General features: G+C 68.9%; 12 protein-coding genes. 9 read left to right on the top strand and 3 right to left on the bottom strand.

Annotation, left to right across the window (positions count from 1 at the left end; translation table 11 throughout):
• Window positions 1-38 precede the first annotated feature (38 nt).
• The 6 genes from V1Y59_RS08775 (at window position 39) to sigJ (ending at window position 8,076) form a co-directional block, all read left to right on the top strand.
• A complete protein-coding gene (locus V1Y59_RS08775; RefSeq protein WP_330504447.1) occupies window positions 39-365 on the top strand; it encodes a YggT family protein in 327 nt (108 codons plus the stop codon).
• A 320-nt stretch (window positions 366-685) separates the two neighbouring features.
• Entirely contained in the window at window positions 686-1,516 is an 831-nt protein-coding gene (gene wag31, locus V1Y59_RS08770; protein ID WP_330504446.1) for a DivIVA-like cell division protein Wag31, read from the top strand.
• A 25-nt stretch (window positions 1,517-1,541) separates the two neighbouring features.
• Window positions 1,542-2,258 carry a hypothetical protein gene (locus V1Y59_RS08765; RefSeq protein ID WP_330504445.1) on the top strand — a complete coding sequence of 239 codons (717 nt, stop codon included), beginning with the start codon at window positions 1,542-1,544 and terminating at the stop codon, window positions 2,256-2,258.
• 417 nt (window positions 2,259-2,675) lie between these two features.
• Window positions 2,676-5,900, top strand: a complete 3,225-nt coding sequence (gene ileS / locus V1Y59_RS08760; protein WP_330504444.1) for an isoleucine--tRNA ligase — start codon at window positions 2,676-2,678, stop codon at window positions 5,898-5,900.
• Between the two features lie 83 nt (window positions 5,901-5,983).
• Window positions 5,984-7,177 (top strand): NAD(P)/FAD-dependent oxidoreductase, encoded by a 1,194-nt coding sequence (locus tag V1Y59_RS08755; RefSeq protein ID WP_330504443.1) that lies wholly within the window; start codon window positions 5,984-5,986, stop codon window positions 7,175-7,177.
• Window positions 7,174-8,076 carry an RNA polymerase sigma factor SigJ gene (gene sigJ / locus V1Y59_RS08750; RefSeq protein ID WP_330504442.1) on the top strand — a complete coding sequence of 301 codons (903 nt, stop codon included), beginning with the start codon at window positions 7,174-7,176 and terminating at the stop codon, window positions 8,074-8,076. Before V1Y59_RS08755 ends, sigJ begins: the two co-directional genes overlap by 4 nt.
• A gap of 13 nt (window positions 8,077-8,089) precedes the next feature.
• Here sigJ and V1Y59_RS08745 read toward each other — a convergent pair whose 3' ends face one another.
• Window positions 8,090-8,791 (bottom strand): TetR/AcrR family transcriptional regulator, encoded by a 702-nt coding sequence (locus V1Y59_RS08745; protein ID WP_330504441.1) that lies wholly within the window; start codon window positions 8,789-8,791, stop codon window positions 8,090-8,092.
• Between the two features lie 112 nt (window positions 8,792-8,903).
• Here V1Y59_RS08745 and V1Y59_RS08740 point away from each other — a divergent pair, with 112 nt between their 5' ends.
• A complete protein-coding gene (locus V1Y59_RS08740) occupies window positions 8,904-9,353 on the top strand; it encodes a nitroreductase/quinone reductase family protein (protein ID WP_330504440.1) in 450 nt (149 codons plus the stop codon).
• Window positions 9,354-9,457: 104 nt separating this feature from the next.
• Window positions 9,458-10,852, top strand: a complete 1,395-nt coding sequence (locus V1Y59_RS08735) for a DNA polymerase IV (RefSeq protein WP_431309138.1) — start codon at window positions 9,458-9,460, stop codon at window positions 10,850-10,852.
• Window positions 10,853-10,877: 25 nt separating this feature from the next.
• Here the strand turns inward: V1Y59_RS08735 and V1Y59_RS08730 are convergent, their stop codons facing one another.
• The gene (locus tag V1Y59_RS08730; RefSeq protein ID WP_330504438.1) at window positions 10,878-11,834 is read right to left on the bottom strand and encodes an asparaginase; all 957 of its coding nucleotides are present in this window, start codon (window positions 11,832-11,834) and stop codon (window positions 10,878-10,880) included.
• Window positions 11,835-12,057: 223 nt separating this feature from the next.
• Between V1Y59_RS08730 and V1Y59_RS08725 the strand changes: the two genes are divergently transcribed.
• Window positions 12,058-12,585: a WKL family lipoprotein gene (locus V1Y59_RS08725; RefSeq protein WP_330504437.1), complete on the top strand. Its 528-nt coding sequence runs from the start codon at window positions 12,058-12,060 to the stop codon at window positions 12,583-12,585.
• A gap of 116 nt (window positions 12,586-12,701) precedes the next feature.
• Here V1Y59_RS08725 and V1Y59_RS08720 read toward each other — a convergent pair whose 3' ends face one another.
• On the bottom strand, window positions 12,702-13,625 hold the full coding sequence (locus tag V1Y59_RS08720; RefSeq protein WP_330504436.1) for a hypothetical protein: 924 nt from the start codon (window positions 13,623-13,625) through the stop codon (window positions 12,702-12,704).
• Between the last annotated feature and the right edge of the window lie 14 nt (window positions 13,626-13,639).

Raw genomic sequence — 13,639 nt, 5'->3', positions numbered from 1 at the left:
TTGCAGCGCAGGTGCGACATATCAGGCAACCTTGAGGCGTGACGATTGTGTTCCAGGTTCTCTACTACGTGCTGTTCATCTACTGGTTGCTCCTGCTGGCGCGGCTCGTCGTCGAGCTCGTCCGCTCCTTCGCACGGGAATGGCGCCCCACCGGACTGGCGGTGGTGATCATCGAGATGGTGTTCACCGCGACCGATCCGCCGATCCGTGCGTTGCGGCGGGTGTTGCCGCCGATTCCGCTCGGACCGGTCCGGCTCGACCTGTCGCTCATGATCGTGATGATCGTCGTGCTCATCGCCATGCAGGTGGTCAGCTCGCTCAGTCGTAGCTCTGCGGCTGCGCTCGCCATCGCCGGACTCGCATGACCTGGGGGAGCGGTGCGCCGGGGACACCGCGTCGACGGTGAGTCGACACGCCCGCCGTGACCTCTTCGTGACCATCGGTCGCCGGTGGTTTACCGTTGAGTGTCATCATCGAGTGACCGTTTGATTGCAGGACAGCATCGATGCTCTGCTACGAACGGTTCTCGTGTGACAGGATTTGACGCCAGTTACCCAGTGGACTGGTATGAATAAACAGTGACAGCCTGTAGCAAATACTGTGCAGACTGGTATCTGTTTGTTTCAACTGAACAGGGCTTGATCCGGCCATCCAGACAGTTCGACTGACAATGAGGGGAACCGACATGCGGCTGACACCAGCTGATGTGCACAACGTCGCGTTCAGCAAACCGCCTATCGGTAAACGCGGCTACAACGAGGATGAAGTTGATCAGTTCCTCGACTTTGTCGAGGCCGAACTCGCGCGGCTGATCGAGGAGAACGGCGACCTGAAGCAGCGTGTGGAGGAGCTCGAAGGTGAGCTCACCGACGCCCGATCCGGCGCTCCCGCCGCCGATTCCGGTGCGTCTGCGGTGCCGGCCGCCGAAGAGCGCACCCAGGTGTTCGCCGCGGCACCCGAGGCCGCGGCTCCGGAACCGGCCCCGCAGTCGCAGTTCTCCGACGACGACGCGAACGTTCGCGCCGCGCGCGTGCTCGCGCTCGCGCAGGACACCGCCGACCGGTTGACCTCCACCTCCCGGCAGGAGGCCGACTCCCTGGTCGCCGACGCCCGCTCGCGCGCCGACGCCATGGTCTCCGAGGCGCAGTCGAAGGCCGACGCGTTGCTGTCCGATGCCCGCCAACGTTCCGAGGCCATCCTCGCCGACTCGCAGACGCGGTCGGAAGCGCAGGTCCGGCAGGCGCAGGAACGCGCCGACGCCCTGCAGAGCGACGCCGAGCGCAAGCACAGCGAGATCATGGGCACGATCAACCAGCAGCGCACCGTTCTCGAAGGCCGGATCGAGCAGCTGAAGACGTTCGAACGTGAGTACCGCACACGGTTGAAGACCTATCTGGAGTCCCAGCTCGAGGAACTCCAGCAGCGGGGTAGCGCCGCCCCGGTCGAGGGTGGTCGTTCCGACTCGTTCTCCTCCGACCCCGGCAACGGCGGATTCACCAGCTACTCCCCGAGCTAGTCGGCGGACAAGCGGGAGGGTTCTCGTGCTGACGCTGGCCCTGGCGGCGACGCTCATAGGGTTCGTGTTGCTGGTGCTCGGATTGATCACCGGCACGGTCTGGCTGGCGATCTCGTGCATCGTGGTGTGCCTGGTCGGGCTGGGATTCCTGATCGCCGACGTCATCGGAGGTCGACGGGAGCGTGAAGAGCGCACCCTCGCCGACTTCGTCGACGTCGACGAATCGGCCGGTGGTCCCGGTGACCCGGGCGCCGGGGGTCGTTCGTCCGCAGAGCCGGAGCCCGCGAGACCCGGCCGCGAAACCGCCGGCGGTCGTATCGATGCCGGTGGTGCCGGCGCGGATGCCCCGGGCGTCGTCGACCCCGGTGCCGATGTCGCTGGTGAGACGCGTGGGCGCCACGGTCGTGCCGACCTACCGCCGCCACCGCCGCCGGCCCCGCCTCAGCCGGGACCCGCACCCGGGCGCGACGGCACCTACGACGACTACCTGCGCTCGGTCGGCGGATACCCGCCACCCCCGCCGGGATCGCGGCCGCCACGGCCGCCGGCACCCCCACCGGCCGGGTACGGGTCGTCGCAACGACGTGGGGACGACGCGGTGACCGAGTCACTGCCGGTCCAGCCCCCGTCTGCCGAGACCCAGTCTGCCGAGCCCCCGCGCCGCGAATCCACACCGCCGGACGAGCCGCCCAAGCAACGATTCGATCCTCTCGACCCGAACTGGCGGCCACCGCTCGACTGACTCGGGTCCAGACGCGCAGCTTCCAACCTTCCGCTCAGTGTGCTAGCTGAGCGACCGGTTGGAAGCTGCGCGTTCGGTCTCCAGACATCGCGCCCCGGTCGGCGCGGCCCGGGAAAGCGATTCGTCCGGCCGGCGCGTCGAGGGCTACACTCGAACCTGCGTTGATCCGGCCATCACCGGGGAGCACCCGGAAGAACGGGGTCGTGCGACCAGTCGCACCCCCTAGTAGAACCGGGCGGGAGCGGCCCGAGACAGCCGTGGGTTCGCGCGAGGCGCGAGCCGGAGAGTGGCGGCGCACGGATCCATCGGACCGTCGCTGCAAGCGGGGTGGTACCGCGCGGATCGAGTGGTCGTCGACCACAGGTGTGCGTCCCCGTGCCAGAGCAGTCACGACATGCCAGGCACGAGGAGACGACCATGGCGCAGACCCCACCGTTGCACACCCAGGACGCCGAAACACCTGCCGACGCCCGGGTCTATCCCGTGATCGACATGACCGGCGGCAGCCGCGGCGCCCCGTCCTTCCCCGATCTCGAACAGCACGTGCTGTCCTACTGGGCCGCCGACGACACCTTTGCCGCCTCGATCGAGAACCGCGCAGACCGTGAAGAGTTCGTCTTCTACGACGGACCTCCGTTCGCCAACGGACTCCCGCATTACGGCCACCTGCTCACCGGGTACGTCAAGGATCTGGTACCCCGGTACCAGACCATGCGCGGCAAGCGGGTGGAGCGTCGATTCGGCTGGGACACCCACGGTCTGCCCGCCGAGCTCGAGGCGGAGCGTCAGCTCGGCATCACCGACAAGTCGCAGATCGAGTCGATGGGCATGGAGAAGTTCAACGACTACTGCCGTGACTCGGTGCTGCGCTACACGGGCGAGTGGCGCGATTACGTCACCCGCCAGGCCCGCTGGGTCGATTTCGACAACGACTACAAGACGCTCGATCTCGACTTCATGGAGTCGGTGATGTGGGCGTTCAAGCGGCTGCACGACAAGGGACTGATCTACCAGGGCTACCGCGTCCTGCCCTACAGCTGGTACGAGCAGACGCCGCTGTCCAATCAGGAATCCAAGCTCGACGACGCCTACCGGATGCGCCAGGACCCCGCGATCACCGTGCGGATGCCTCTCGTCGGCGACGACGCCCATCCCGAACTCGACGGCGTCAACGCACTGATCTGGACCACCACCCCGTGGACCCTGCCGTCCAACCTCGCGATCGCGGTCAACCCCGACGTCGAGTACGTGCACGTCAGAGCGTCCGACGGCCAGGACTACCTACTCGCCAAGGCGCTGCTGGGTGCGTACGCCAAGGAGATCCCGGACGCCGAGATCGTGCACAGCTACGGGGGTGCCGAGCTCGCCGGCATGTCCTACACCCCGCCGTTCGACTTCTTCGTCGGCCACCCGAACGCCCACCGGATCCTGCTCGGCGACTACGTGACCACCGAGAGCGGCACGGGTGTGGTGCATCTCGCGCCCGCCTTCGGTGAGGAGGACATGGACCTCGCGACCGCCAACGGCATCGAGGTCGTGCAGCCCCTCGACCCGGGCGGTAAGTTCACCGCGCAGGTCCCACCCTACGAGGGCCAGATGGTGTTCGACGCGAACCGGGCGATCATCAAGGACCTCAAGGCGATCGGGAAGATCCTGCGCCACGAGACCATCGAGCACTCCTATCCGCACTCGTGGCGGTCGGGAAAGCCGTTGATCTACATGGCGGTTCCGTCGTGGTTCGTCGCGGTCACCCCGATCAAGGACCGGATGCTCGAGCTGAACAAGCAGATCACCTGGTCGCCGGAGCACATCCGCGACGGTCAGTTCGGCAAGTGGCTCGAGGGTGCCCGTGACTGGAACATCAGCCGGAACCGCTTCTGGGGCGCGCCGATCCCGGTCTGGATCTCCGACGACCCGGAGTACCCGCGCACTGACGTGTACGGCTCCCTCGACGAACTCGAACGGGACTTCGGGGTGCGGCCGGACAATCTGCACCGCCCCTACATCGATGAGCTGACCCGGCCCAATCCCGATGACCCGACCGGCAAGTCGACGATGCGTCGGGTGCCGGAGGTGTTCGACTGCTGGTTCGAATCCGGTTCGATGCCGTTCGCGCAGGTGCACTACCCGTTCGAGAACGCCGACTGGTTCGACGGCGATCCGGAGACCGGCGAGCTGCCGCACAATCCGGGTGACTTCATCGTCGAGTACAACGGCCAGTCGCGTGGCTGGTTCTACAACCTGCACGTACTCGCGACCGCGCTGTTCGACCGTCCGGCGTTCAAGAGCGTGATCGCCCACGGCATCGTCCTCGGCGACGACGGCCAGAAGATGTCGAAATCCAAGCGCAACTACCCCGACGTCAACGAGGTGTTCGACCGCGACGGCTCCGACGCCATGCGGTGGTTCCTGATGGCGTCGCCGGTGCTGCGCGGCGGCAACCTGGTGGTCACCGAACGCGGCATCCGGGAAGGCGTTCGGCAGGCCCTGCTGCCGCTGTGGAACGCCTACAGCTTCCTGCAGCTCTACGCCGAGCGGCCAGCGACCTGGCGTACGGACTCCACGCACGTGCTCGACCGCTACATCCTGGCGAAGCTGTCGGCGACCCGGAACACGATGACCGAGGCCCTCGACGTCTTCGACGTCGCCGGTGCCTGCGAGGCGTACCGGGAGTTCGTCGAGTCGCTCACCAACTGGTACGTGCGTCGTTCCCGCGCTCGCTTCTGGGTGGGACAGGACAGCGACCCCGACGCCTTCGACACCCTGTACACGGTGCTCGAGGTGGCGTCGCGTCTGGCCGCGCCGCTGCTCCCGCTGGCGACCGAGGCGATCTGGCGCGGTCTGACCGGTGGCCGGTCGGTGCATCTGACCGACTGGCCGACCGCGGACGAACTGCCGTCGGACACGGCGTTGGTGACGGCCATGGACGAGGTGCAGGAGGTCTGCTCGGTCGCCTCGAGTGTGCGCAAGGCCAACAAGCTGCGCGTGCGGCTGCCGCTGCCGGGGTTGACCGTCGCGTCGCCGACCGCCGAACAGCTGACGCCGTACACCGATCTCATCGCCGACGAGATGAACGTGAAGTCGGTGACGCTCTCGACCGACGCCGACCTGTACGGCCGGTACGAGATCGCGGTCAACGCACGAGCCGCGGGTCCGCGCCTGGGCAAGGACGTGCAACGGGCCATCAAGGCGGTCAAGAGCGGTGACTGGTCGGTGCAGGCGGGGGCCGACGGCGCCGAGGTGGTCGTCGCCGACGGCATCGAACTGCACGATGGCGAGTACACCCGCCGCCTCGTCGCCGTGGAGCCGGACTCGACCGCGGAACTGCCCGGTGGCCGCGGCCTGGTCGTCCTCGACACCGCCGTCACCCCGGAACTCGAGGCCGAGGGTTGGGCCAAGGACCGCATCCGCGAACTGCAGGACGCCAGGCGCACTCTCGGTCTCGATGTCTCCGATCGGATCGGCGTCCGGCTCGTGGTGCCGGCGAACCGCGCCGACTGGGCACGGACGCACGCCGATCTGATCGCCGGTGAGATTCTCGCGGTCTCCTTCGACGTCGTGGACGCGGAAGCCGGTGCGGCGGGTGGCGTCGAACTCGGCGACGGGGTCACCGCAGACGTGACGAAGATGGCGCGCGCCTGAGTGTGATCTGAGTCACTCTCTGTCACGTCCCGCGGGCGTACGGTGTCTCAGAGGTTGTCCACCTTTTTCGAGAGGAGCAACCCATGAAGACCACTCGACGCCCGCAGGTCGTCGTCCTCGGCGGAGGCTACGCCGGGACCATGGCCGCCAACCGGATCGCCGGTGCCGGCACCGAGCCGGCACCCGACGTGGTGCTGGTCAATCCGCGGCCGAAATTCGTCCATCGCATCCGGCTTCATCAGTGGGCCACCGGAACCGGTGTCGCCGAACACGATTTCGACCAGGTCCTCGGTCGCGAGGTGCGCCTCGTCGTCGACTCGGCCACCCGCATCGACGTCGCCGCAGGGCGGGTCGAACTCGCCGGCGGTGACACCCTCGACTACGACCACCTGGTCTACGCCGTCGGCTCGACCGCGTTGTCCGCGAACACGATTCCGGGTGCGGCCGAACACGGCTATCCGATCGGCGAATGGGAGACCGCCGAGCGACTGCGTGCCCGGCTGGCCGACCTCGCCGACGATGCGTCGGTCACCGTCATCGGCGGCGGACTCACCGGGATCGAGACGGCCGCCGAGCTCGCCGACGCCGGACGGTCGGTTCGACTGGTGTGCCGCGGCGTGCTCGCCCCGTCCTTCGGGCAGCGCGCGCGACGCGCCACCCGCCGACGGCTGACCAAGCTGGGCGTCGAGATCATGGAAGACCACCGCGTGCACAGCATCGGCCCCGGCACCGTGACGGTGTCCACCGGTGAGTCCACCGCGATACTGCCGAGTGCGACGACGGTCGTGGCCGCCGGGTTCGGGGCGCCGGACCTCGCCGCGAAGAGCGGCCTGACCACCGACCGGATCGGGCGACTGGTCACCGACGAGACACTCACCAGTGTCGACGATCCGCGCATCGTCGGTGCCGGGGATTCCGTGGCGCCGTCGGGGCAACCGTTCCGGATGAGTTGCCAGGCGGCCAATCAGCTCGGACCGCACGCCGCCGACACCGTCCGTGCGCGACTGGCCGGTGCGTTGCCGAAACCCGTCGCACTCGCGTTCCTCGGCCAATGCACCTCGCTGGGTCGCCACGCCGCCATCGTCCAGCCGACGCGACGTGACGACAGCCCGCTCGAGACCGCGATCACCGGCCGTACCGCCGCTGCGATCAAGGAACTCGTGTGCCGCAGCGTCATCCTGAGCCTGCGCCTGGAAGGGCGTCATCCGGGTGCCACGCCGTCGTTCGGCCGGCCCCGCGAACTCGCTGAGCCACCGCGCCTGGAGGCGACCGGATGACGGCCGGTACCGACGCGCACGTCGAACGATTCACCGAACTGCGGCCACTGCTGTTCACCGTCGCCTACGAGATCCTCGGTTCGGCCACCGACGCCGACGACGTGCTGCAGGAGAGTTATCTGCGGTGGGCCGACGTCGATCTCGACGCCGTCGCCGACAGCAAGGCTTATCTCGCCAAGGTGGTCACCCGCCAGGCACTCAACATGTTGCGCACGTCCGTGCGCAGGCGCGAGGAGTACGTCGGGCCGTGGCTACCCGAACCGATCCTGCTCGACGAGCGCGACGCCTCCGAGGATGTCGTGCTCGCGGAATCGGTCTCGACGGCGATGCTGGTCGTGCTGGAGAGCCTGGGGCCCGACGAACGCGCCGTCTTCGTGCTCCGGGAGGTCTTCGGGTTCGCCCACGACGAGATCGCCGACATGGTCGGCAAGTCCGTGCCGGCGGTGCGCCAGACCGCACACCGCGCCCGGGCGCATGTGCACGCCCGCCGGCATCGCTTCGAGCCGATCGACTCGGCGCGTACCGCCGAGGTGACCGAGGCCTTCCTGGCGGCCGCGTCGTCCGGCGATGTCGAGCAGCTGATGACCCTGCTGTCGCCGGATGTGGTCTTCACCGCCGATTCGGGCGGTAAGGCCACGGCGGTGCGGCGGCCGGTCAAGGGCGCGCTCGCGGTGGCGCGGTTGCTGTCGGGCTTCAACCGGGTCGGGTCGATACATCCCGACTTCCGGCTCGAAGCGGGGATCTTCAACAGCCTGCCCGGCATGCGGATCTACTTCGACGGCCGTCTGCAGGGCGTGTTCGTGTTGGACTTCGCGGACGGGGTGGTGCACGACATCTTCGCCGTCCGGAATCCGGAGAAGCTGACCGGGATCGAGACGGAGCGACCGATCGCCCGGTGAGCACCTGCGCTGCTCAGTCGCGGGGCGCCTCGGCGAGGGGAGTCAGTGCGCGCTCGATGGCGACGTCGAACAACGCGGCCGGATCGCTGAAGGTGTTCGCGCCGTACTGGCCGAACACCTCGAGGCTGACCGCACCGATGGCGGTCGACCACAGGGTCGTCGCCACCACGAGCGCGGCGTCGGAGAGTTCGACGCCGAATTCGTCCCGGATCGTGGCGAGATCGCTGCGGAGGCCGGCTGTCAGGTCCTGCTGCCGGCACTGCAGTACTCCGTCGGCCTCGGCGCGAGCGACCTCGTCGATGAGCATCGCGACCACCCGCGTGCCGGGCTCCACGGTCTGCTCGGCGGGTGCCGAGTATCCGGGGACGGGACTTCCGTAGAGCAGCGCCCACCGGGCCGGGTCGTCGACTGCCCAGGCGCGGAGTGCGCGGGTTGCGGCGCGTAGGCGGCCCCGATGACGGTCCGGCGGGACTGCTTCCATCGCCTGCTCGACTGAGTCCGCCACGTCGGAATATGCCTCCACCAGCAGCAACGTGAGCAGGTCGTCGCGGCTCGGGACATAGCGGTACACCGCCGACGACACCACGCCGAGATCGCGGGCGACCGCACGGAGTGAGAGGCCTGCGGCGCCGTAGGTGCGCAGGTGCTCGCGGCCGAGTCGTCGGATCTCCGATTCCATCGCCGCCCGATTCGCGGCGCGTGTGGTGGTGGCCATGAGGACATCGTCGCACAACTGAGAGCAGTGCTCTTGATTTTTCCCTCGGGGGCGCGCACACTAGAAAACGAGAGCGGTGCTCTCGATTCTGATCTCACGAAGGGGACTCATCATGCACGCAGCTCAGCCGCACTATCGCGGGCCCAAGGGAATGGACGCCGCCTTCAACCGCGTCGCTCGATGGCTGGTCGAACGCGGGGTGAACCTCGCGGGCGCCCAGACACTGACCGTCACCGGACGCAAGTCCGGCACGCCGCAGACCGTCCCGGTCAACCCGATGCCGTTCGAGGGCCGCGAGTACCTGGTCTCGCCGCGCGGCAACACCCAGTGGGCGCGCAACGCCCGGGTGAACGACGCGGCGAAGCTGCGCCGCGGCCGTCGGAGCCGGTCGGTCCGGCTGGTCGAGGTGGCACCGGCCGACCGCGCGCCGATCATCCGCGCCTACCTCGGAAAATGGGGATGGGAGGTCAAGCGGTTCCTACCCGAGGGGATGGGCACCGAGCCCGACGATGCCACCCTCGCCCGGCACGTCGACGACCTGCCCGTCTTCGAGATCCACTGAGGAATCACCGATCTGCGGCCGCATACGATGCGGGGGTGGACTCCGCCGTCCCGCCCGAGGCCGAGCCCGGGCACGCCGATACCGAACGCAGTGCGCGGTGGGTGATGCATCTCGACATGGACGCGTTCTTCGCCTCCGTGGAGCAGCTGACGCGCCCGACCCTGCGTGGCCGGCCGGTGCTGGTGGGCGGCACCGGCGGTCGGGGAGTGGTGGCCGGTGCCAGCTACGCGGCGCGCGCATTCGGTGCCCGGTCGGCGATGCCGATGCACCAGGCGCGACGACTCGTGGGCCCCGGAGTCGTGGTGCTGCCGCCTCGAGGCGGGGTGTACCGGGTGGTCAGTGCCCGGGTGTTCCGGCTCGTGCGGGATGCGATACCGGTGATCGAGATGTTGTCGTTCGACGAGGCGTTCGGCGAGCCTGCGGAACTCTCCGGCGCCGGCATCGAGGACGTGACCGCGTTCGCCGAACGGCTCCGTGCGCAGATCCGGGACACCGTGGGTATCTCGGCGTCGGTCGGGTTCGGCAGTGGTAAGCAGATCGCGAAGATCGCGTCCGGTCTCGCCAAACCCGATGGGGTGATGGCGATTCCACCCAGCCGTGAGCTCGCGTTCCTGCACGCGCTGCCCGTGCGCAAGCTGTGGGGGATCGGCCCGGTGTCCGGTGACCGGCTGCATCGGCTCGGTATCGAGACGATCGGCGACTTCGCCGCGATGTCCGACCTGGAAGTCGTCTCGGTGCTGGGGGCCACGCTCGGCCCGGCGCTGCATCGTCTGGCCCAGGGCGTCGATGAACGTCCGGTCACCGAACGGGCATCGGCGAAGCAGATCAGCGCCGAATCGACCTTTCCCCGCGACCTCGTCGACCTCGATGAACTCCGGCCCGCCATCGACGCGGCCGCCGAAGGTGCGCACCGGCGGCTGCTCGCCGACGGCCGGGGCGCGCGGACCGTGGTGCTCAAACTCCGGCGCTCGGATTTCTCGATCCTCACCCGGTCGACGACGCTGCCCGCGGCGACCACCGAACTGTCGGTGCTCTCGACGGCGGCCCAGCGGTTGGCCCTCGATCCGCGCAGCATCGGACCGATCCGGCTGGTCGGCGTCGGATACTCGGGACTGACTGCGGTGCAGCAGTTCTCGTTGTTCGCCGACCTGGACGACCTGCCCGACGAGGCCGTCGTCGAGATCGGCGACGTCGACGACGTGGAGGCGGCGTTCGTCACCGCGGGTCCCGAACCCGACGTCGCGGAGCCGACTGCCGGACCGCCGGACGAGACGGCGGCCCCGCGATGGGAGACCGGGACCGACGTGGCGCACCCCGAACACGGTCACGGCTGGGTGCAGGGCAGCGGGCACGGCGTGGTGACGGTGCGATTCGAGACACGGGCCACCGGACCCGGCCGGGCCGTGACGTTCCCGGTCGACGATCCCGCCCTCGCTCGCGCGGATCCCATCGCCAGCCTCGCGTGGCCCGACGTCCGTCCCACCGCGGACGCCGACTGATCCGCAGAACCGTTGCGTATGTGGGTCAGGCGGGGTCGATCCGGGCGAAGAAGTCGCGGACCTCGTCGATCGTGGCGCCGGTGGAGAGCAACGCCAACAACGCGATCCGGGCCTGCGGCGGCCGCAGCCAGCGCGACACGATGGCGCCCGCGCGCTCGAGATCGACGCCACCCCCGCCCCCTCCGTACGTCGGCACCACCGGACCGAAGGGCACCCGCGTGGACACCACCACCACGATCCCCTCCCGGACCGCCGCGCTCACCTCGGCCGTGATGTCCGGGTGGGTGTTTCCGGAACCGGTGCCCGCCAGCACGATTCCCGCTGCGTGCTGGCTCATCGCGGCCGCGATGAGTCCCGGGGACACGCCGGGGTAGAGGCCGAAGGAGTCGACTCGGGCGTGGCCGGTGGCCGGTGGCGGTGCGTCGAGGACGACCCTCGGTATGGCGTCGTGAACGGTGTCGAACGCCTCGAGCGCGGTGGTGGAGGATTTGAACAGCCCACGTGCCGAATGGATTCGGCCACCCATCGCGACGAGGGCGCCGCGACCCCGGTGGTCGGCGGTCGCGGCGGCCCGGATCGCATCGGCGATGTTGCGCGGACCGTCGGCGGTGTGCGAGTCCGCGGTGTGTTGCGCACCGGTGAAGACCACCGGACGGTCATCGATGTGGAACAGGTCGACGAGGTAGGCGCTCTCCTCCATCGTGTCGGTGCCGTGGGTCACCACGACGCCGGTGACGGCGGGATCGGCGAGGGCGTCACGGACCGCGGCGGCAATCGCGAACTGGTCGGCGACCGACATCGCCGAGCTGTCCACGGACATCAGATCCGTCGTGGTCACCTCGACCTCGTCGAACGCGAGGTGATCGCCGTCGGCCGTGCCGAGGAGGTCGTGCCCGGACAGGGCCGGAACCGCGCCGTCGGCGGTCGCCCGGGCCGATACCGTGCCGCCGGTCGAGATCAGGACGATGCGGGTGGCCGTCATGGTGTCCCAGCGTATGGTCTCCGGGCGCCGGGAACCCACGGCGCCTCCCGACCGTTGCGCTTCCGACGTGCGACGACCCGCATCGAATGTTGGGTGCGTTCTCGTCGGTTTGGCATAGTGGTGGGAGTTTTGGCGGCCCCGCAGGGGATGAGCGTCCAGAATCCACCGGGATCTGCGAGACGAACACGCAGACCGGACGAACGACTAGTGAGGGGAATTTTCGGTGAAGTTTCCGAAGATCGTGACCGCCGCGTTGATCGCGGGTGCGGTGGCATCGGTGGCCGCCTGCGGCAGCGATGACAGCGACGTCCCGGCAGTGCCGACGGTGTCGTCGGCGACGGCGGATGCCGGTGCCGGCGACGGCGGGGTGACCGACCCCGATACGCGCCCGTCGGTCGCGACACTGAACCAGATGCTCGAAGAGGCGCTCGACCCGGACATCCCGAACTCGGAGAAGACCGAGCTGGTCGAGGGGTCTGCTGCGGATCCGGCCATCTTCGACGAGCTCGTCAAGGCTCAGCAGGACAACCCGGACGTCACCTACGAGATCTTCCCGCCGGTCATCCCGGCCGGACCCAACAAGGCGTCGGTGAAGGTGCAGGTCAAGCTGCCCGACAACCCGCCGACCACGCTCGATGCCAGCATCGTCTACACCGACGGCCGCTGGAAGCTCTCCCGCGACACCGTGTGCCCGTTGATCACCGCCAACAACGTGCAGACGCCGATGTGCACCGAGGGTGCGTCGGGCTAGCGAGGCCGAACTGATCTGAGGATCGCGCGACCGGAGGCCGGTGGTGCGGGCGAGAGCCCGCGTCGCCGGCCTTCTCGTTTGTGCCGGGTTCGAGGTCCGTCCGACGCGGGCGGCGATCAGCGCCAGGTGACCGACAGCCCGGTCTGCTGGAGCAGTGGCTGCGCCGGGTCGGCGCCCACGAGTTCCCGTGCCCCGCCGAGTTCGATCGACCCCGAGACGGGTAGGCCGCGTGTCAGGTCGAGGGTGAGTTGCCCGGTCCCGGTGTTGGTGAAGCGGGTGATGGTCAGCGAGTCCTGCGAGCCGGGGATCGCGAACACCGAGTTCACCGGCGTCTCCTCGACGGTGACGTCGATGGTCATCCGGTTGCCATCCCAGGCGGCCAGGGTGGCGTCGATCTGCTGGGTGATCGTCATCGCCGAGTCGATGGTGCGTTCCACCCGCCACTGCGCCCCGACCCCGATCGGCTCGGTCGGCAACGGAACCGACATCTGCAGTGCCTGTAGCAGGGTCTGTTCGACCGCCAGTCGCGCCTCGGGGCCCGCGTCGTCGGCGGGCAGCAGGCGCAGCGAGATCGGCATGGATCCGGGGCCGATCGCGAGCCCCGCCCGCGACCCGGCCACCGACTCCAACTGCTCCGCGAGCGCCGCGTCCGGCGAGGTGACCGAGCCCAGGGTCACCTCGAGGTCGGTCGAGTCCGTGCAGTGGAAAACGGCGTCGAGCGGCATCTGGACGGTCTGGGTCTGATCGTCGCCGGCCGAGCGCACCGACGACGTGGTCTCGAGCGTGACCGTCTGTGGGCTGGTCCGATCGGGTGACGCGGCCGGCGGTCGCCGCTCGCCGGTGCCCGCGTCCAGGACGGTGATCTCGGCCGGTGGGACGGGCAGCAGATTCACGCCCTCGAGCCCGGATGTGGACTCCTCGGTGCATCCGGCCGTCGTTCCCGACGGGGTGGCGTCGGTGGGCGGGACGTCTGATCCGCATGCGGTCAGCCCGATCAGCAGGGCCGCCGCGACGGTGAGGCTGGCGAGACGGGGGTACACGGCAGCCAGCGTAT

The organism is Gordonia prachuapensis, assembly GCF_036350515.1.
GTDB classification, from domain to species: Bacteria; Actinomycetota; Actinomycetes; order Mycobacteriales; family Mycobacteriaceae; genus Gordonia; species Gordonia prachuapensis.
This window is presented reverse-complemented; position numbering and strand designations above follow the sequence as displayed.